The following is an 18,998-nucleotide window of genomic DNA, read 5'->3' on the forward strand; positions in this document are numbered from 1 at the left end:
ACCACAACAGGCAAGACGTTCACGGGTTTCCGGCACGCGCCCCGCCGTCCGGCAGCGGCGAACCCGGGTGCGGGGCGGCCGCGCAGGCGCTGTCCAGGCGGATGCGGTAGTCCATGACCACGACCGGCTCGTCGATGATGTCCGCCCGCGCGCCGGGTGTCTCCACCACTGCACGGTCTCCGACCTCCGGGGCCGGGACGCGCAGCAGGTGCAGCGGCGGGACACCGGTCATGGGGTGCGGCGGGAAGTCGAGGGGGATCACCTGGACGGTGAGGTGCTTCCGGTGCGCGGCCTCCTCGAGGGCCGCCCGCTGTCCTGCCATCACCGCGGGGCCGCCGACCGTCGTGCGGAGGGCGGCTTCGGGGAGCAGCGCCCAGAGGGCCGCTCCCCGCTCCTCGATGCGGCGCTGCCGCTCCGCCAGCAGTTCGAGGTGGCGGTCGCGTCTCGGCGGGGGGTCGGCGGTGAGAGCCCGGCACAGGGCCGCCTCGTAGGCCGGGGTGCGCAGCAGTTCGGGGACGAGGGCGGGGTGCCAGGTCCGGACGAGCGTGGCGGAGGACTCGATGCCGATGACCTCCTGTTGCCACGGCTCCATCGCGTCCCGCCAGCGGTGCCACCAGCCCGGCAGGTTCGCCGCCGTCAGGCCCGTCATGACCGGCTCGGCCTCCTCGGCCGGTACCGCGTAGCGCTCCAGGAGGACGCGGACCTGATGGGCGTCGAGCCCGGTCTCGGCGCGCTCGATACGGCGTACGGTGGCGGGGTGGGCACCCAGTGCCACGGCCGCCGCCTGGAGACTGACGCCGGCACGCTCCCGGAACATCCGCAGGCGTGCCGCCAGGACACGATGCTCGACGGTGGGGCCGGACCGGGGCCTCATCCACGTACCCTTCCGCGCACGGGCCCCGACGCTGTGTGGCTGTCGGAGCGGTCTCAGCGCTGATTCGGAACCATCCGGGCATTCTGCCCCTTGCAAAGTATGCCCTTTGCACGGAGAGTACGTACATGTCGGAAATAGTCGCGTGCGCACGTCAGGCCCCGGAGGGCTCGGGCGGACGGAGCGCACAGAGCTGGTGGATTCCCCGCCTCCCCAGGGGCGTCCCCGTGGCCAGGCACCGCGTGCAGGAAGCCATGCGGAGCTGGGGAGAGCCGGACGAGCGTGTCGAGACCGCGGCCCTCGTCGTGACCGAGCTGGTCACGAACGCGGTGGAGCACACCGCCGGGCGCCGGATCCGGTGCCGCCTCCTGCGGACGCCCGGCCGGGTACGCATCTGTGTGTGGAACCGCGGCCGGCGCCACATCCCGGAGCTGCCGGGTCCACGGGATCCGGACTCCTCCCCCGTACGGGGTGAGGGGCCTCATGGCGCGGACGGCACCGAGGGCCCCGGCCCGGTCGCCCTCACCCGGCCCGTCGGCACGGACGAGGGCTTCAGCCTGGCGTCGGTGGCCGAGGACGGCCGAGGCCTGATGCTCGTGGACGCGCTGGCGACCCGCTGGGGCACCCGCAGCAGCGTGTCCGGCCGGCTCGTCTGGGCCGACGTCTGACCGACCGGACGCCCCTGCGTGCGAACGGCTCGGACGAGGACGCCCCGGGGACGACGGCTCAGGCGAGGGCGGCCCGGCACTCCGGGTGGCCCCAGCCGTCGGGGTTCTTCGCGATCATGTCCTTGGCCGCGTAGGGCTTGCCGCAGTGGCACCGGCCCGCGAATTTCGCCCGGATCGTGCCGCTCGTACGAGGCTTGCCCGCAGAGGTGCCCTTCACCGCCGCACCGGGGGCGCGGCCCTTCGTCGACCGCGCGGGGGCCGGTACGGGCAGGTCGGCGGTGCCGTACGCCGTCCCCGCAGCCTGCTGCGAGACCGCCACCTCGCTCGCGGCCTGGTCGGCCAGCGCGTTGAGGGGGTCGCCGTCCACCTGGTGCGCCGGCACGTAGCGGAAGGTGACGCTGCGCGCGCTCAGCAGCTCGTCGATGCCGACGACCAGCTCACGGTTGGCGACCGGCTTGCCCGCCGACGTCTTCCAGCCGTTGCGCTTCCACCCCGGGAGCCACTTGGTCACCGCGTTCATCGCGTACTGCGAGTCCATGCGCACCTCGACGGGAGCAGCCGGATCGGTCGACCTCAGCAGTTCCAGCAGAGCGGTGAGCTCGGCGACGTTGTTGGTGGCGGTGCCCAGCGGGCCCGCTTCCCACCGCTGGGGACTCCCCTGGCCGTCGGCCACGACCCACGCCCAGGCGGCAGGTCCCGGATTGCCCTTCGATGCCCCGTCACACGCGGCGATGATGCGCTCGTTCATGCCCCGAATCATGCCAGCCCGGAAGATCAGGGCACGATCGAGTCGATGTAGCCGCCGTCCACCCGCACGGCCGCGCCGGTGGTGGCCGACGCCTGCGGGGAGGCGAGATAGACGACGAGGTTGGCGATCTCCTCGGGCTCGATCAGGCGCTGGAGCAGAGACTGCGGGCGGTGGAGCCGCATGAACTCGCGCTGGGCCTCGTCCCACGGCAGGTCCGGGCCCACGAGCTCGTGGACGAAGTCCTCGACACCACCGGTGTGGGTGGGGCCCGCGATGACCGAGTTCACGGTCACCCCCGTCCCGGCAGCCTCCTTGGCGAAGCCGCGGGAGACGGAGAGCAGCGCGGTCTTCGACATGCCGTAGTGGATCATCTCGGCCGGGACGACGATCGCGGAGTCGCTCGCGATGTTCTGCACCCGGCCCCATCCTCGCCCCGTCATGCCGGGCAGGTAGAGGCGGATCAGGCGTACCGCGCTGAGGACGTTGGTGTCGAAGTAGGTCCGCCACTCCTCGTCGGTGATCTCCAGGGCCGGCCGGGAGCCGAAGATGCCGAGGTTGTTGACCAGGATGTCCGCAGCGGGCACGGCCGCGTACAGCTCGGCGGCGCCCTGTTCCGTGGCCAGGTCGCAGGCGGCCGTGGTCACGTCGGCGTCCGGCTCGGCCGCGCGCAGCGTCTCCGCCGCGGCGTCGAGCCGGTCACGGCCTCGTCCGGTGAGCACGACGCGCGCTCCGGCGCCCGCCAGACCTGTCGCGACGGCGAGCCCGATGCCCTGTGAGGATCCGGTCACGACCGCGGTCCTGCCGGCAAGATCGATACGCACCTGGCGCTCCTCTCGTCGGTGTCCGGGCGCACCCTCCACCCTGGCACCCTCCGGCCCGGGACGCCTTCCGGACGCCGCCCGACCCGGCACGGCACGGGGCTCCCGGCCCGTGGAAACGGCCGGGAGCCCCGTCACGTGCGTCAGAGAACGCCGGACTCCGAAACGGCGATCTTCGCCTTCGTCCTGCCGGACGAGGTGCCGTACGACTCGATCTTGCGGACGAGCTCCATGCCGGCGTCGTCGGCGACCTCACCGAACACGACGTGCTTGCCGTCGAGCCACGGGGTGAGGACGGTGGTGATGAAGAACTGCGAACCGTTGGTGTTCGGGCCCGCGTTGGCCATGGAGAGCAGGCCCGGCTTGTTGTGCTTCAGCGTGAAGTTCTCGTCGGCGAACTTCTCGCCGTAGATGCTCTTGCCGCCGGTGCCGTCACCCCGGGTGAAGTCACCGCCCTGGAGCATGAAGTCCGGGATGACCCGGTGGAAGGGCGAGCCGGCGTAGCCGAAGCCCTTCTCACCGGTGGCCAGCGCGCGGAAGTTCTCCGCGGTCTTGGGGGCCACGTCGTCGAAGAGGTTGAACACGATCCGCCCGGCGGGCTGGTCGTCGATGGTGATGTCGAAATACGCCTTGATGGTCATGAGCCCATCCTGACATCATCCGCCACGCCCCGATGCACAGACCCCCGCTCCCCGACGGCCCCCAGCAGCACGAATACGGCGTACCACGGGGTGAGCCGTGGTACGCCGTCGTCAGTCAGGGAGAACGCCGCTTCTCCCTACCGGTTCCGCTCAGTGGTTGCCGCGGTGGCCGCGGTGGCCGCCGTCACGGTGGCCGCCGTCACGGTGACGGCCCCAGGACTCGGAGTCGACCTTGTTCCCGCGGTTGTCGCGGAGCGTGGCCGTGTCCTTGTTGTCCCAGACGTAGTTGCGGCGGTCCTGGTACACGTCGTGGCGGGTGTCGCGGCCGACACCGGTGTGGACGCGGACGGAGGAACGGCCGGGCAGCCGCAGGTCGAACCGGTACGTACGCCGGCTCTCGTCGGAGAGCGTCCAGCCGCGGAGGTTGACGGAGTGGCGGCTGGTGTTGGTGACGGTCACCCACTCGGCGTTCAGGCTGCGGTTCGAGCCGTTGTCGCGGCCGGGGCTGTCGTACTGGATCTCGCCCAGGACGACCGCCGAGCGCTGGGCCGGCCGGTTGTGGCCGTGGTCCCGGCCATCGGCCGTGGCCGGCAGGGCCGCTGCGGCGAGCAGGGCACCCGAGGCGAGAACGGTGGCGGTGATCCGTCGTGCGGAACGGGACATGGAAACCCCTCATCATGCAGGCCCGGATGGAAGCGCCGGGCGTTTTCCGACCCCGGCGTCGTGCCGGGAACGCAAACTTTGTCCGGCTTTCGCGGTGGCCGAAAGGCGCCCTGGTTCGTGTGACGAAGTACGGACATTTCTGTCACACACGGCTGCATTCGACATGGATTCCGTCAGTCGTAGACCTGTCAACCGTTGATCGTTGCACCGACCCTTTCGGGGAGCCGTTCACCTGGTCACGGCGCCCCGTTCACTTCCTCCCCACTCCCCCGGGCGCCCCGGCCGGGACCCCGTGGATCCATGTAACAGAACGGACAGCGCTTTCCTGGACACACATGTCATTACCGCCGGGAAAGGAGTTCGTGCGTTCGAGCCTTCAGCGCCCACCGGGAAGGGGCGAGACGGGCACGCTGACCACCACTGGTGACCAGCGCGTTCACCGGCGCCATCGGATCCAGGGCCATGGTCCTGGCCAGCAGGATGCCCACGGCGAGCGGGAGCAGGGTCACGGCCAGCGCCGTACCGGCTCCGGCGAGGTTCTGGATACGGGGGCGCGTCGGCGCTGCGGTGGGCATGCCCTCATTCGACCAGCGGGAGCCACGGCAGAAATCGGGTCACGTACTCAGGCGCGAGGATCCGCGTACTCAGCCCGGTGGTCCCCGGCTCCCCCTGGGGCGGCCGAACGCTCCCGGCTCTCCCACGGAGCGGCCGTACGCCACCGGTGCTTAGGTGGAAGGACCGCTCGCAGGCGGTGGAGCACGCGCGGTCGACCTCGAGGAGACGCGGATGGCGGGCGGAGCAGGTCCTCTGGAGGGCCGTGTCGCGGTGGTGACCGGAGCCGCGCGGGGCCTCGGTGCGGCGATGGCACGGGAACTGGCGGGGCGCGGCGCCACGGTCGCCCTGATCGGCCGGGAGGAAGCAACCCTGGCCAGGGTGCGGGACACACTCCCGGGCCGGGCCCGTTGCTGGGAGGTCGACGTCACCGACGACGTGGGGATGGCGGCGGTGGCAGAGGACGTACGGAGGACCCTCGGGCCCGCCTCGGTCGTGATCGCCAACGCAGGGCTGGCCGAGGGCGGACCGTTCGGGGAGTCCGACCCGGCGACCTGGCGGCGTGTGATCGAGGTGAACCTGGTCGGCAGTGCGATCACCGCACGCGCCTTCCTGCCCCAGCTGCGCACGACGCGGGGGTACTTCCTCCAGATCGCGTCGCTGGCCTCGATCGGCGCGGCGCCCATGATGAGCGCCTACTGTGCGTCGAAGGCGGGTGTGGAGTCGTTCGCCCACGCGCTGCGCGCCGAGCTCGCCCACGAGCACGTCGGGGTGGGCATCGGGTACCTGAACTGGACCGACACCGACATGATCCGTGACGCGGACCAGCACCCCGTGCTGCGGGAACTGCGGGCCCACATGCCGAGACCCGCACGCAAGGTCTATCCGGCCCCCACCGTGGCGCGCCGCATGGTGCGCGCGGCGGAGCTGCGCCGGGCCGCCGTGTACGCCCCGGGGTGGCTCCGCGCCACGCAGCTGGTCCGGGCGGCCATGCCCCCGGTGGTCACCGCACTCTCGAAGCGCGAGGTGCCCCGGCTGGAGCGCAAGGCCCGGTTCGAGGCGACAGGGCTCCTGGGGGCGGGCGGGCGCGCCGACTCCGACGCCGCGGGCAGCCACCTGGCGGACGGCTGAGGAGCCCCGGCCCGGCGGACGCGCGAAGGCGCGGCGGGGCGGCCTACTCGGCGGCCTCCGAGGGGCCCCAGTGGGAGAAGCGGGGCAGCCACTTCACCCGGTAGTCGGGGTGTCCGGCGTGCTCGGCGGCCATCTGCCGTACGACGAACCCCAGCCCGACGGCACGGCCCGAGGCGAAGTCCTGGGACGGGCGGTCGGTGTCCAGGGCCGCGATCTCCTCGTACTCGTCCAGGAGGACCCTGGTCGTCTCGATGCGGCGCAGGGTGCGCGCCGGGTCCTGGTAGGCGATGTGCCGGTCGTAGCCTCGCGACCGTACGACGAACGCGATGCCGCTCGTGCGGTCGTGCACCTCACCGGGGGCCTCGGCCGGCATCCGCCAGCCGTCCCCGCCCGCTTCCCGCGCGATCTGCTCCTCCTCGGCGAGGCGTGCCCGCACGAAGGCCAACAGGTCCGTGTTGTCTGCCATCTGCTTCCGAATCCTTCTCCGTCACGGTACGCGGCGGAAGGTCGACCCACCGCCACGGACCGGTTCTGCCCGACCAGCAGAGGATGCCTCACCGGCGCTCCGTCGGCGCAGTCCGGCCCGTCGGCGTTCCGCATGACGGACACCCCGCCCGCCGCGTCGGCGGTGGTCAGCAGGCCGGATCCCGGCGGGCGGCCATGAGCAGCGCGATGTCGTCGGGGCGGTCCTCGTCCTGCTGGGCCTGTCCGATGATCCGGTCCGCGGCCTCGGCGAGCGGCAGGTGGCCGACCTCGGCCAGGGTGCTGCGCAGGCGCTCGATCCCCTCGTCGATGTCCCTGCTCGACTTCTCCACGAGCCCGTCCGTGAAGAGGGCCAGGACGGCTCCCGGGCCGAGGCGCAGCTCGGTGACCGGGTACGAGGCGTCGGGGTCGACGCCGAGCACCACCCCGCCGGGTAGGTCGAGGACGACGGTGCGGCCGTCGGCGTGGCGGACCACCGGCGGGGGGTGTCCGGCGCGTACGGCCCGGCCGGCACCGGTGGCGGGGTCGAGCAGCACGTAGCAGCAGCTCGCGAACTGACCGGGGTCGAGCCCGATGAGCAGCCGGTTGGTCGCGCTCATGATCTCCTGCGGTTCCTGCCCGATGAGCGTGAACGCTCTGACCGCGCTGCGCAGTTGTCCCATGGTGGCGGCCGCCGCGACACCGTGTCCCTGGACGTCACCGATGACGAGGGCCAGTTGGCTGCCGGTCTCGATGACGTCGTACCAGTCGCCGCCGATCTCGATGTCCTGGGTACCCGAGAGGTAGCGCCCGACGGTGTCGACGTGGTCGACGACCGGAAGCCGGTGGGGCAGCAGCACGTCCTGCAGTCCCCGTGCGAGCGCGGCCTCGGTGTCGTAGCGCTGGGCGCGCTGGAGCGCCTGGGCGATGAGCCCTGCCAGCGCGGTGAGCACGGTGCGCTCCTCCGGGCTGAATCCCCGGGGCTGGTCGAAGCCGAGGATGCACGAGCCGACCGGGCGGCCCGAGGCGATCAGGGGCAGGAAGGCGCGGGCACCGACACTGGTGTCCATGGGGATGCCGGGGTATGCCTCGCCCAGCAGCTCCATGGATTCGAAGAACAGGGGCCGCCCGGTCGTGAGCGTCTCGACGCCCGGGATGTGGGTGTCGAGACCGACCCCGTCGAAGCGGTCCAGGAAGCCCCGGGGGAAGCCGGTCTCCCAGGCAAGGTAGAGACGCCTCTCGTTCTGGAGGTAGATGGCCAGCTGTCTGCCGCCGAAGGCGGGCAGCAGTTCCTCCGTGACCACGGCGGAGACCTGGCGCGCCGTGACGGCCTCCGTCAGCGCGATGGCGAGGGCGACCGGCCGGTACAGGACGGCGGAGCGGTCGGCCGGTGAGCCGAGCTCCCCGCCCGGGGTCGCGACGGATTCGGGGGTGCGGCCGGGCCGTCCCGAGGGGCTGAGGGTGATCGTGACCCCGTCGCGGCCGGGGAACATCGCCACGGACAGCCACTGCGTGGGGGCGCGCCGGGCGAGGAAGTACACGGGGTCCTCGGAGAACAGGGCCGCCCGGTGGTGGTCCTCGTAGGCGGTGTCCGCGAGCCAGGGCAGCGCCTCCACGAGGGAGCGTCCGGTCAGTTCCGCCCTGCTGTGACCGAGGATCTCCTCGGCCCGGCCGTTGACGTAGGTGATCCTTCCGAGACGGTCCTGGGAGAGCAGGCCGCGCGGGATCAGGTCGGCGGCGTCCGGGACGACCGGGCCCGCTCCCTGGTCGAGGACGACACCGGTCAGTCGGCCCGCACGGCCGCCGTGCTCCCCGTGGCCGGCGAGCTCGACGAGGAGCGGGCGGCCGCCGGGGCCCCAGATCCGCATCCGGCGCACGTGCGGCTCCGGGGACCGCGCGGCACTGCTTCCCAGTGCCGACAGCCCGTACACGTCCTCCGGGAGCAGCTCGGCCGTCAGCGCCTCCATGGACCGGACCGGCGCGTCCGCAGGTCCGAGACCCAGGATCTCGTGCGCGTCGTCGTCCGCCGTCACTGTTCCGGCGGCCGTGTCCCAGACGAAGTGTCCGACGCGCAGCGGTCGCGCGGTGCGCGAGGGAAGCCGTACGACGGCGGGGTCGCAGTCCCAGAGGGCCGGGAGCTCCTGTGCGGCGATGTCGGAGCCGAGCTGCGCGGCGAGGGTCTCCAGCCGGCGCCGGTCGGCTCCGCCGACCTGCACGCCGCGGGTGGCGTAGCGCAGCACGACGAGCACGCCCACGGGTGTGGTCGCGCCGGGGACGGGCGCGTAGAGCGACGCGAAGGGGAACGGGAGGCCCGCCATCAGCTGCGGGAAGCGGCGCATGGCGTCCTCCGCGTCCCCCAGGTACACCGGCTGGTTCGCGCGATAGGCCTCGGCCACCGGGAACGGCCTGTTCACGTGCATCCGCCACCAGGGACGCAGGAGCGGCCCCGGCAGCCCCGCCAGCACCGCCATCCGGAGGAGGCCGGGGGTCCGGGAGCGCATGTAGACGCCACCGGCGTATCCGCCGACGGCGTCCACCGCACTCACCACGGCCTGGGCGAGCACCAGCGACAGCCCGTCGGGCGTTCGGCTGCCATCGGGGCTCGAGGTCACACAGCCAGGATGCGCACGCCCGGGCGGCGGCGCATGTCCGCCGCCGGTCGGCGGCGTCAGGTTCCGGCGGGGGCGGAGACCTGCGTTCCCGCACACGCGCACACCGAGGCGGCCGCGTCGGTGGCGTGGGACAGCAGGTCCCGCACCTCGTCCGGACCGGGACGCGCCGTGAAGCTGCCGCGGGCGCACATCCGGCTCAGCAGTCCCGCGGTGAACGCGTCGCCCGCGCCGATCGTGTCGACGACCTCGACGGGCCTCGCGGGGACGGACACCGGTGGCCCCGTCGCGGTGTACGCCGTGCTGCCGTGGGCTCCCCTGGTGAGGACCACCAGGCGGCCTCCGGCGGCCAGCTCCCGGCAGGTCTCCTCCGGGGTGCTTCCCGGCCACAGCCGTTCCAGGTCCTCGTCGCTGGCCTTGACGACCTGGGCGAGGCCGCACAGCTCGCGCAGGGCGGCCGCGCCGTGGTCCGGGCCCAGGGTCCGGTCGCGCCGGACGTTGGGGTCCACGACGAGGAGGGACCGGCCGGCGGCCGCCAGGGCGGTGGCCCGGACGGCGGACGCGGCGGGCTCGACGACGGCCGCGAGGCCGCCCACGTACACGGCCCCGAACGCGGCGGTCCGGGCGGAGAGGTCCGGGAGCCGGAACGTCGCCGTGTCCTGGAGGTGGAAGTGGTACCCCGTGCCCCGGGCGTCCGGTTCGGCGACGGCGAGCGCGGTGGGGAGGGCGGAGCGCGCGCAGAGCGAGAGGTCGGCTCCCGCGGCCCGGAGCCGGGCCTCGATCATCGCGGCGAAGCCGTCGTCGCCCAGGCCTCCGGCGAACGAGACCGGGGTGCCGAGCCCCGCCAGTCCGACGGCCACGTTGGCCGGGGCACCGCCGAAACGGGCCGCCCGTACACCGCCGTCCCCGGGCACGGGCACGAGGTCGACGAGGGCCTCGCCGAGCACCAGGACGGCGCCGGGTCCGCCCGTCACGGCTCGACCACGATCTTGCGGCCGATGCCCGCCTTGAAGCGGTCGATCGCCTGCGGGTACCGGTCGAGCGGCAGCCGGTCGCTGATGAAGACCGCCGGGTCGAGCACTCCGGCGGCGAAGAGCGCGGCGGCCCGTTCGTAGCTGTGCAGGACGGCCATCGAGCCGGTGATGGTGATCTCCTGGTTGTAGATGCGGTACGGCTCGATGACCGCCGTCGTGGCGTAGTCGGCCACCCCGAACTGGAGGAAGGTGCCGCCCTTGGCGACGCGTCCCAGACCGTCCTGGATGGCTGCCGCGTTGCCCGTCGCGTCGATGACGACGTCCCAGCCGCCGGGCCGGTCCAGCTCGTCGGCCCCGGCCGCGGACCGGGAGCAGCCCAGGAGGCCGGCCGTGGCGAGGCGTTCGGGGTTGACGTCCAGGACGTCCACACCGGCCGCGCCGGTGCGCTTGGCGAGCTCCAGCATCATCAGGCCCATGGTCCCCGATCCGTAGATCAGGACCTCGGCGCCGAGGGTGCTGTTCAGCACGTCGTAGCCCCGGACCGCGCAGGACAGCGGCTCGATGAGGGCGGCGTCCTTCACGTCGATGTGTTCGGGCAGCCTGACGCAGTTGGCGACGGGGGCCACCGCGTACTCGGCGGCGCCGCCGGAGACGGTCACACCGATGGCGGCCCAGCGTTCGCAGAGGTTGCCGCGTCCGCTGCGGCAGTAGCGGCATTCGTGGCAGTGCAGGGAGGGGTCGACGGCTACCTTGTCGCCGACGGCCAGTTCCGTGACGTCGCGTCCCACACCGACGACCTCCCCGGCGAACTCGTGGCCGGGGACGAGCGGCAGGGTGGGCGCGAACTCGCCCTGCAGGATGTGCAGATCGGTGCCGCACAGCCCGCACGAGGCGACGGACACGACGACCTCTCGGGGCCCGGGCGCCGGGTCGGGAACGGTGGTGACGGAGACCTTGCCGGGGGCTTCGACGATCGCTGCCCGCATTATTTCACTGCTCCGAGAGACAGGCCCTGGACGAGTTTGTCCTGGGCGGCGTAGCCGGCGGCGAGCACCGGCAGGGACACGACGACGGACGCGGCACACAGCTGGGCCAGGAAGAGCCCCTGGCTGGTGACGAATCCGGTGAGGAAGACGGGCGCGGTCTGGGCGACGACGCCGGTGAGCACCCGTGCGAAGAGCAGTTCGTTCCAGCTGAAGATGAAGCAGATGAGCGCGGTGGCCGCGATGCCCGGTGCGGCCATCGGCGCGACCACCCGGGCGAGGACGGTCGGCAGCCTCGCGCCGTCTACCTGGGCCGCCTCGATGACGGACACCGGCACGTCCGCGAGGAAGGACTGCATCATCCAGACCGCGATCGGCAGGTTCATCGAGGTGTAGAGCAGGACGAGGAGCCAGATGTTGTCGAGGAGCCCGGCGTTCTTGGCGAACAGGTAGACGGGCAGGAGCCCCGCGACGACGGGCAGCATCTTCGTGGAGAGGAAGAAGAACATCACGTCCGTCCACTTGCGCACCCTCCGGATGGAGAGGGCGTACGCCGCCGGGAGCGCCAGCAGGAGCACCAGGAGTGTGGAGAAGACGGACGCACCGAGGGAGTTGAGCAGCGGCGGCCACGGGGTGACGCCCGTGTCGGCGCCGAAGAAGGCCCGGTAGCCGTCGAGGGTGAGCGGCGCGAAGAGCGAGGGCGGGTTGGTCGCGGCGTCGGACTCGGCGTGCAGCGAGGTCAGCAGCATCCACAGGGCGGGCAGGCAGAAGGCGAGCCCTGCCGCCCAGGCCAGCAGGCCGAGTGCCGCGGAGCGCCGTCGGGCCCGTCGCAGGACGCGTCGCGTGTACGGGGCGGGCGCGGGGACGGTGGCGGTGGTCATGCGCGGTTCGCCTCCTCACCGAAGAGGGACGAGACGGTCCGGAGCGCGAAGGTGGCGATGACGATCGTGCCGATCACCACCACGACTCCCGCGGCGGACGCCAGTCCGTATTCGTGGGCCTGGTAGAAGGTCTGGTAGATCGTGTAGGGCAGGTTGGCGGTGCCGAGGCCGCCCGCGGTGATCGTGAAGACGGCGTCGAAGTTCTGCACGATGTAGACGGCGCCGAGCAGCACCCCCAGTTCGAGGTACCTGCGCAGGTGCGGCAGGGTCAGGTAGCGGAAGGTCTGCCAGGCGCTCGCCCCGTCGAGGCGCGCCGCCTCGACGACCTCGGCGGGCCGGCTCTGGAGTCCCGCGAGCAGGATGAGCATCATGAACGGCGTCCACTGCCAGACGAGGGCCGCGATGACGGCGAGCAGCGGCATCTCCGCGATCCAGTCCGGCTGGCTCGGGCTCGTGTCGCCGAAGAGCTCACCGATCCAGCTCAGCGCGCCGTTGAGGAGGCCGTACTCCGGGTTGTACAGCGCGTGCTTCCAGAGCAGCGCGGCCGAGACGGGCACGATGAGGAACGGCGTGATGAGCAGGGTGCGGACCAGGCCCCGGCCGAAGAACGTGCGGTCCAGGAGCAGTGCGAGGCCCAGTCCGACGACCACGGTGGCGATGACCACGCCCGCCGTCAGCAGGACGGTGGTGAGGACGGATTCGCGGAGCGCCGCGTCTGTGAAGACGGAGACGTAGTTGTCGAGCCCGTTGAAGGCGCGCTCGTCGGGGCTGAGGGAGTTCCAGTCGAAGAGGGAGATCACCAGGGTCGCCACGAACGGCAGCTGGGTGACGGCGATCAGGAAGACCAGCGCGGGCAGGAGCGGGGCCCTGGTGGCCCAGGCCCGCGGGCCGGTTCTCCTCCCCCGGGGTGGGGCGGGAGGCCGGGGCGGCGACTGCGGGGTGGTGCCGACTGCTGTGGTCATCGGTACTCCTTGGCGACCTGTTCGGCCAGCTTCTGGGAGGTGGCGAGCGCCTCGTCGACGGACTGGCGGCCGGCGACGGCCTCGCTGATCTCCTGCGCGACCCGGGTGCCGAGATCGGTGAACTCGGGTATGCCGACGAACTGGATCCCGGGGACGGGACGCGGCTGGATGCCCGGGTTCTTCGGATCGGCGCCGGAGATGGCCTGCTCGGTGACGTCAGCGAAGGCGCCCGCGGCCTTGAGGTACGCGGGGTTCTCGTACGTGGAAGCCCGTTTGCCGGCCGGGGCGTCGGACCATCCGCTGGTCTCACCGACGAGCGACTCGTACTCCTTGCCGGAGGCCCAGGAGACGAACTTCCACGCGTCGTCGGCCTTCTTGGAGGCCTTCTGGATGCCCCAGGCCCAGGTGTAGAGCCAGCCCGAGCTCCTCGTCTTCTCCACCGGCGCCGGTACGTAGCCGATCTTCCCCTGCACGGGGGATCCGGCCGCCTCCAGCGAGCCGGCACCGGCCGTGGCGTCGTACCACATGGCGGTCTTGCCCTGCGTCATGTTGTTGAGGCATTCGGCGTACCCGGACTGGGAGGCGCCGCGCTCGCCGTGCTTGCGTACGAGGTCCACGTAGAAGCGGGTCGCCTCCTTGAACTCCGGTGAGGTGAGCCGCGGTTCCCAGTCCTCGGTGAACCAGGTGCCGCCCATGGTGTTGACGACGGTGGTGAGCGGGGCGATGATCTCGCCCCAGCCGGGCAGTCCGCGCAGGCAGATGCCTTTCATCCCGGGCTCGGCGCCGTCGGCCCGTGCGGCGAGCGCGGCCACCTCCCGCCAGGTGGGGTGCGGGGGCATCGTCAGCCCTTCGGCCTCGAAGACGTCCTTGCGGTACATGAGGAAGGACGACTCGCCGTAGAAGGGTTCGGCGTAGAGCTTGCCCTCGGCGGTGAGCGACTCCCGCAGGGGTTCGAGGATGTCGTCCTGGTCGAAGGCGGTGTCCTTCGCGGCGTAGTCGTCCAGCGGGTGCAGCCAGTCGTTCCCCGCGAAGAAGGGGACCTCGAAGTTGCTGATGGTGCCGATGTCGTACTGGCCCGCCTGGTTGGAGAAGTCCTGGCTGATCTTGTCGCGGACGTCGTTCTCCGGGAGCACCGTGAAGTGGACCTTGATGCCGGTCTCCTCGGTGAAGTGCTCGGCCGTGAGCTTCTGCAGCTGGAGCATCTGCGGGTTGTTCACCATGAGGACGTTCAGTGCGTCACCCCCGCCGAACGCGGTGCCGCCCGCTCCGGCGCACCCTGCGGCGAGGAGGGCCATCGCCGCCGTGCCCGCGACCGCACGCACGCGGGTCCCACGGCGTCGTTGCTGGTGGGGCATAAGTTCTCCTGATCGGTCGTAGCGGCTCGTGGATCGGTGCCCGTGACCGTCCGGTCCTGCCGGCCGCCGCGGGCACGGCGGGGCCTGCCCCCGGCCTCCCGGCGGGGAGGGGGACGGTGCGGTGGGGGTGGCGGGGCGTTCCCGCCGTCGTGTCAGACGCGGATGACGTTCGGGCCGAGCAGGGAGTAGCGCTGCGCCTCGGCCGAGGGCAGCCCGGTGTCGGTGACGACGGCCTCGAAGTCGCCGACACCGGCGAAGCGGCAGAAGCTCACCGCTCCGAACTTCGAGTGGACGCCGGCGAAGACCCGGCGGCGGGCGCTGCGCATGGCCTGCGCCTTGACCTCGCCGACCGCCGGGTCCGGGGTGGTCAGCCCGTACTGGCGGGAGATGCCGTTCGCACCGACGTACGCGAGGTCGATGACGAAGTCGGCGAGCATGCGGGTCGCCCAGTGGTCGACGGTCGCCATCGTGCTGCCCCGCAGCCGCCCGCCGAGCAGGAGCACCGCCGTCTTCTCCGCGTCCGCGAGGACCGTCGCGACGGCCAGGGACGCGGTGACCACCGTCAGAGGCCGGTCCTGGGGCAGGGCTTCGGCGATGAGCTGCGGGGTGAAGCCCTCGTCGATGAAGACCGTCTCGGCGTCGCCCAGCAGCTCGGCGGCCGCCGTCGCGATCCGTGACTTCTGCGGCACGTGGTGCGTGGTGCGCATGGCGAGCGTGGTCTCGAAGCCCGCGCTCTCGACCGGGTATGCACCTCCGTGCGTACGCCGGACGAGACCGTGTTCCTCGAGGGTGTGCAGATCGCGCCTGATGGTCTCCTTGGCCACCTCGAACCGCTCGGCCAGCCGGTTCACGTCGACCGCGCCGTCCCGCCGGGCGGCTTCGAGAATTCCTCGTCGGCGTTCGTCGGTGCCCACGACATCGTCCTTGCTCTCGTACGGATCCGGTGCGGTCCCGGCGTCCGTTCGGGCCCATGCGTCGTTTCTACAAGCTGAAACGGCACCACGACCAGCTCCTTCGCCCCACGGGCTGTGCCCGTTGCCGCCCGTTTCACGGGAGGACTCCGCGCTGGTCGACCGGGGTGCGCCCCCTGATCCACACGTGGGTCCTGCCCGTTTCGCCTGTCATGGCGCCCGTTTCACGCCCGTCAGCGGTCATGGAGGGGCGTCGGAGGCATCGGCCCCTAGCACGGCCGGGCGGAGACCAGGGCCGGAACGGCAGGAGAATGTCCAATTCAGGGCCAGATCACCTGCTTTAAGCCAACAATTCGTGTCTCATGGCTCTTCGGACAACCTCCGGGACCGGTTGCCGTATCTCCCAGGCAAAGCGACTCCACCGCCCCTCAGGGCACTCGGACATCGGAGAACCATGAGCACCCGAACCCCCCGCAGACGACTGTGGCGCCCGACGGCCTCCGCGGCGGCGGCGATCGTCGTGACCGCCGGCGTCGTCGCCGCCGCCCCTGACGCGCGGCAGGCGCCGCCGTCCGTCCCCCGGCTCGGCCTGGTCACCGCCTCGGCGTCGGTGACGCTCGACTCCTGGAAGGAGGATCCGGGCGTCTACCTCGACCTCGGCACCTATCTCACCTCCTCGGGCGCCCCGTTCGAACTGCGGGTGACCCGGAAGTCCTACAAGGACCCGGTCGTCGCCACCCAGGTCATCCGTACGGGCAGCAGGACGAGCACCCGGGTCCTGCCCGAGGGACTGGTGAAGGACTTCGCGGGGCTCCCCGACTTCATCCGGGTCACGGTGCGGGACAAGGCGGGCAGGAAGGTGGCCGAGCGGTCCGAGCCGTTCTGCCCGAACAACGCGTCCGGCCGGATCCGGCCGGACGCCCCGGCCACCTCGAAGTTCCCCGAGAGCTGCCCCACGAACCCGTTCACGCTGGGCTCGGTGTGGGGCGTGGAGGACGGCTGGGCGTCCAACACGTACGCCGGGTACTACTCCACCCCTGTCGTGCTCCCCGCCGGCACGTACACCGCCGAGGTGGAGGTGACCAAGCGCTACCGCGACCTGTTCAAGATCTCCGGCACGCCGCGGTCGGTCGGCCTGACCGTGCGCGAGCGCAGCTGGGAGGAGGAGAACCCCGCCGCCGCCCCCGGGGCCGCCCGCGCGGCGGCCGGACACGCCGCCCACCACGCCCACCACGGCGCCGGCGGGGACACCCCCCGGACGGCCGCACCGGTATCGGGCACCACGGGTGCGGGCCCTTCGTACAACGTGGGTCACGGGCCTCACCCGCCCGCCCCGGCCGCGGTTCCGTGGGCGGTCGCGCGCCAGGGCCTGCGGGCCTCGGCGGGCGACGGGCCGGGACGCACGGACGGCTCCCGCCAGGCCCCGGCGGCGGCGCCCCGGGCCCAGCGGCCGACGGGCAGGGCCGCCGTACCGGACGTCCCCAAGCCGGACCTGCGCTCCCTGCCCGCCTACGGCATCACGATCGGCGCGGGGGATCCGTCCGCTCCGGGCAGGGACCATCTGGCCTTCAGCGCCAACGTGTGGAACGCGGGTCCGGCCCAGCTCGTGGTGGACGGCTTCCGCAAGCCGGGCAACGCGCTGATGGACGCCTACCAGTACTTCTACGACGCCTCCGGCAAGCAGGTCGGCTACACGCCGACGGGCACCATGGAATGGGACCCGCGCCCCGGCCACGAGCACTGGCACTTCACGGACTTCGCGAGCTACCGGCTGCTGAAGGCGGACCGGAAGGAGACCGTGCGCAGCGGCAAGGAGGCGTTCTGCCTGGCCAACACCGACGCGGTCGACTACACGGTGAAGAACGCCAACTGGCACCCGGGCAACACCGACCTGTCCACCGCCTGCGGCCAGGAGAACTCGATCTCCGTCCGTGAGGTGCTCGACGTGGGTTCCGGTGACACCTACACCCAGGACCTGCCGGGCCAGTCCTTCGACATCACGGGGCTGCCGAACGGCACCTACTTCATCCAGGTCCTGGCCAATCCGGAGAAGCGCCTGAAGGAGACGGACCTGACCAACAACAGCGCCCTGCGGAAGGTGGTGCTGGGCGGTGAGCCCGGCGCCCGCACGGTGACCGTCCCCCGGCACCAGCTGGTCGACGCCCCCTGACCGTCGTGCGGGAAGGGGCCCGGGAGGCCGGGCCCCTTCCCGCGGCGTCTCCCGCGGAGCCAAAGCAGCACCGCGGGAGGGAAGTTGCTGGCAGACTGCGCAGGTGGAGCGGCCACCTCATCTGCAGCGGAGCATGTCATGACGACCGGAACACCCCAGCCCCCCATCGACACCAGCAGGCCCCACTCGGCCCGTGTGTACGACTCGTTGCTCGGCGGCAAGGACAACTATCCGGTGGACCAGGCGGTCGCCGAGCACCTGCCGGCCGAGGCGAAGGCCGGGGCCTTCCAGAACCGCGCCTTCATGAACCGGGCGACGGCCTGGCTGGCCGGGGAGGGCGTGGACCAGTTCCTCGACATCGGCACGGGCATACCCACCGCGCCGAACCTGCACCAGATCGCCCAGGAGATCACGCCGGCGTCGCGCGTCGTCTACTGCGACAACGACCCGATCGTCCTCCGGCACGCCGAGGCGCTCCTCGTCAGCCGTCCGGAGGGAGCCACGGACTACGTCCACGCGGACGTGCTCGAGCCCGCCACGATCGTCGAGGCGGCCCGGAAGGTCCTGGACTTCGACCGCCCCGTCGCCCTCTCGCTCCTCGGGCTCCTCCACTTCCTGCCCGACGACGTCGATCCCGTGGGCATCGTGCGCAGGCTGACGGCCGAACTGTCCCGGGGGAGCTACGTGGTGCTGTCCCAGGGCGCCTCCGACGTGAACCCCGAACGCGGGGAGCAGGGAGCGGCCGAGTACGGCAAGGGCGGCATCCGGCTCGCACTGCGCACCCGCGCGGAGTTCGCCCGCTTCTTCGAGGGCCTGGACATCGTCGAGCCGGGCCTGGTGACGGCCCCCGAGTGGTTCCGCGGCACTCCGGCTCCCCAGCAGGAACTGAGCGGCGTGTACGTCGCCGTCGCCCGTATCCCGTAGCAACGGTCCGGAAGGGACACCCTCGTGGCAGACGGAAACAGGCCCGTGGCAGCCGTGGCCTTCGACGCCATCGGTGACGCCTACGAGCGGGCCTTCGCCGGCTCGGCCGCGCACCGGGCCTCGCTGGCCCGGCTGCTCGGCCGGCTCGCTCCGCACAGCAGGATCCTCGACGTCGGCAGCGGCACGGGCCGGCCGACCGCCGGCACACTGGCGGCCGCCGGGCACGAGGTGCTGGGTGTGGACGTCTCGCCCGTCATGGTCGGGCTCGCGTCCCGCAGGGTTCCGGGGGCGTCCTTCCGGCAGGCCGACATCCGTGACACCCCCCTCGACGAGGAGGCGTACGACGCGGTCTGCGTCTACTTCTCGCTCCTGCAGATGTCCCGTGAGGAGCAGCGCTCCCTCGTGGCCCGGCTGGCGGGCGCGCTCAGGCCGGGCGGGCGTCTCGTCCTGGCGACGGTTCCGCTGGACGTGGAGGGGGTGGACGCCGTCTTCATGGGCCAGGAGGTGCGGGTGACCAGTTTCGGTCCGGAGGCGCTCAGGGAGCTCGTGACCGGCGCCGGGCTCACCGTCGAGGACGAGGACGACACGGTGTTCACCCCGGACCACCCCGGAGCCGTACCCGAGCCGCACCTCTTCCTGCACTGCCGTCGGGAGGCGGTGCCTCCGGGCCACTGA

19 protein-coding genes are annotated in these 18,998 nt (G+C 72.0%); 5 read left to right on the top strand and 14 right to left on the bottom strand.

The genetic code is table 11. The features are described from left to right. Positions 1 to 19 precede the first annotated feature (19 nt). Positions 20 to 874 (bottom strand): helix-turn-helix domain-containing protein, encoded by an 855-nt coding sequence (locus ACFC51_RS12190; protein WP_376374297.1) that lies wholly within the window; start codon positions 872 to 874, stop codon positions 20 to 22. 251 nt (positions 875 to 1,125) lie between these two features. Between ACFC51_RS12190 and ACFC51_RS12195 the strand changes: the two genes are divergently transcribed. Next, positions 1,126 to 1,539 (top strand): ATP-binding protein, encoded by a 414-nt coding sequence (locus ACFC51_RS12195; protein WP_376374410.1) that lies wholly within the window; start codon positions 1,126 to 1,128, stop codon positions 1,537 to 1,539. A gap of 58 nt (positions 1,540 to 1,597) precedes the next feature. Here the strand turns inward: ACFC51_RS12195 and ACFC51_RS12200 are convergent, their stop codons facing one another. The 5 genes from ACFC51_RS12200 to ACFC51_RS12220 all read right to left on the bottom strand — a co-directional run bounded on the left by ACFC51_RS12200 (position 1,598) and on the right by ACFC51_RS12220 (position 4,984). Next, positions 1,598 to 2,287, bottom strand: a complete 690-nt coding sequence (locus ACFC51_RS12200) for a ribonuclease H (protein WP_376528375.1) — start codon at positions 2,285 to 2,287, stop codon at positions 1,598 to 1,600. Positions 2,288 to 2,313: 26 nt separating this feature from the next. Then, positions 2,314 to 3,108: an SDR family NAD(P)-dependent oxidoreductase gene (locus tag ACFC51_RS12205; protein ID WP_376374303.1), complete on the bottom strand. Its 795-nt coding sequence runs from the start codon at positions 3,106 to 3,108 to the stop codon at positions 2,314 to 2,316. A gap of 140 nt (positions 3,109 to 3,248) precedes the next feature. Beyond that, positions 3,249 to 3,746, bottom strand: a complete 498-nt coding sequence (locus tag ACFC51_RS12210; protein ID WP_376374306.1) for a peptidylprolyl isomerase — start codon at positions 3,744 to 3,746, stop codon at positions 3,249 to 3,251. 150 nt (positions 3,747 to 3,896) lie between these two features. Next, positions 3,897 to 4,409 (bottom strand): lamin tail domain-containing protein, encoded by a 513-nt coding sequence (locus tag ACFC51_RS12215; protein ID WP_376528377.1) that lies wholly within the window; start codon positions 4,407 to 4,409, stop codon positions 3,897 to 3,899. A gap of 341 nt (positions 4,410 to 4,750) precedes the next feature. After that, a complete protein-coding gene (locus ACFC51_RS12220) occupies positions 4,751 to 4,984 on the bottom strand; it encodes a hypothetical protein (RefSeq protein WP_376374311.1) in 234 nt (77 codons plus the stop codon). A 211-nt stretch (positions 4,985 to 5,195) separates the two neighbouring features. On the opposite strand from ACFC51_RS12220, the gene ACFC51_RS12225 reads away from it, so the two are divergent. Next, entirely contained in the window at positions 5,196 to 6,092 is an 897-nt protein-coding gene (locus tag ACFC51_RS12225; protein WP_376374314.1) for an SDR family oxidoreductase, read from the top strand. 43 nt (positions 6,093 to 6,135) lie between these two features. Here ACFC51_RS12225 and ACFC51_RS12230 read toward each other — a convergent pair whose 3' ends face one another. The 8 genes from ACFC51_RS12230 to ACFC51_RS12265 form a co-directional block, all read right to left on the bottom strand. Then, the gene (locus tag ACFC51_RS12230) at positions 6,136 to 6,558 is read right to left on the bottom strand and encodes a DUF6221 family protein (protein WP_376374316.1); all 423 of its coding nucleotides are present in this window, start codon (positions 6,556 to 6,558) and stop codon (positions 6,136 to 6,138) included. Positions 6,559 to 6,724: 166 nt separating this feature from the next. After that, a complete protein-coding gene (locus tag ACFC51_RS12235; RefSeq protein ID WP_376374318.1) occupies positions 6,725 to 9,166 on the bottom strand; it encodes a SpoIIE family protein phosphatase in 2,442 nt (813 codons plus the stop codon). Positions 9,167 to 9,222: 56 nt separating this feature from the next. After that, the gene (locus tag ACFC51_RS12240; protein ID WP_376374321.1) at positions 9,223 to 10,137 is read right to left on the bottom strand and encodes a PfkB family carbohydrate kinase; all 915 of its coding nucleotides are present in this window, start codon (positions 10,135 to 10,137) and stop codon (positions 9,223 to 9,225) included. Then, positions 10,134 to 11,123 (bottom strand): zinc-dependent alcohol dehydrogenase family protein, encoded by a 990-nt coding sequence (locus tag ACFC51_RS12245; protein ID WP_376374323.1) that lies wholly within the window; start codon positions 11,121 to 11,123, stop codon positions 10,134 to 10,136. Before ACFC51_RS12245 ends, ACFC51_RS12240 begins: the two co-directional genes overlap by 4 nt. Continuing rightward, complete coding sequence (locus ACFC51_RS12250; RefSeq protein WP_376374325.1) at positions 11,123 to 12,001, bottom strand: carbohydrate ABC transporter permease; 879 nt, start codon at positions 11,999 to 12,001, stop codon at positions 11,123 to 11,125. Before ACFC51_RS12250 ends, ACFC51_RS12245 begins: the two co-directional genes overlap by 1 nt. Then, positions 11,998 to 12,963: a carbohydrate ABC transporter permease gene (locus ACFC51_RS12255; protein ID WP_376374328.1), complete on the bottom strand. Its 966-nt coding sequence runs from the start codon at positions 12,961 to 12,963 to the stop codon at positions 11,998 to 12,000. Before ACFC51_RS12255 ends, ACFC51_RS12250 begins: the two co-directional genes overlap by 4 nt. Next, positions 12,960 to 14,318: an ABC transporter substrate-binding protein gene (locus tag ACFC51_RS12260; RefSeq protein WP_376374330.1), complete on the bottom strand. Its 1,359-nt coding sequence runs from the start codon at positions 14,316 to 14,318 to the stop codon at positions 12,960 to 12,962. The genes ACFC51_RS12255 and ACFC51_RS12260 overlap by 4 nt, the downstream gene beginning before the upstream one ends. A gap of 152 nt (positions 14,319 to 14,470) precedes the next feature. Next, on the bottom strand, positions 14,471 to 15,232 hold the full coding sequence (locus ACFC51_RS12265; protein ID WP_376374333.1) for a DeoR/GlpR family DNA-binding transcription regulator: 762 nt from the start codon (positions 15,230 to 15,232) through the stop codon (positions 14,471 to 14,473). A 451-nt stretch (positions 15,233 to 15,683) separates the two neighbouring features. Between ACFC51_RS12265 and ACFC51_RS12270 the strand changes: the two genes are divergently transcribed. The 3 genes from ACFC51_RS12270 to ACFC51_RS12280 all read left to right on the top strand — a co-directional run bounded on the left by ACFC51_RS12270 (position 15,684) and on the right by ACFC51_RS12280 (position 18,998). Then, positions 15,684 to 17,399, top strand: a complete 1,716-nt coding sequence (locus ACFC51_RS12270; RefSeq protein ID WP_376374336.1) for a lysyl oxidase family protein — start codon at positions 15,684 to 15,686, stop codon at positions 17,397 to 17,399. Positions 17,400 to 17,537: 138 nt separating this feature from the next. Then, positions 17,538 to 18,323 carry an SAM-dependent methyltransferase gene (locus ACFC51_RS12275; protein WP_376374338.1) on the top strand — a complete coding sequence of 262 codons (786 nt, stop codon included), beginning with the start codon at positions 17,538 to 17,540 and terminating at the stop codon, positions 18,321 to 18,323. Positions 18,324 to 18,347: 24 nt separating this feature from the next. Beyond that, on the top strand, positions 18,348 to 18,998 hold the full coding sequence (locus ACFC51_RS12280; RefSeq protein ID WP_376374341.1) for a methyltransferase domain-containing protein: 651 nt from the start codon (positions 18,348 to 18,350) through the stop codon (positions 18,996 to 18,998).

The organism is Streptomyces sp. NPDC055962 (genome assembly GCF_042270185.1).
Lineage (GTDB): Bacteria > Actinomycetota > Actinomycetes > Streptomycetales > Streptomycetaceae > Streptomyces.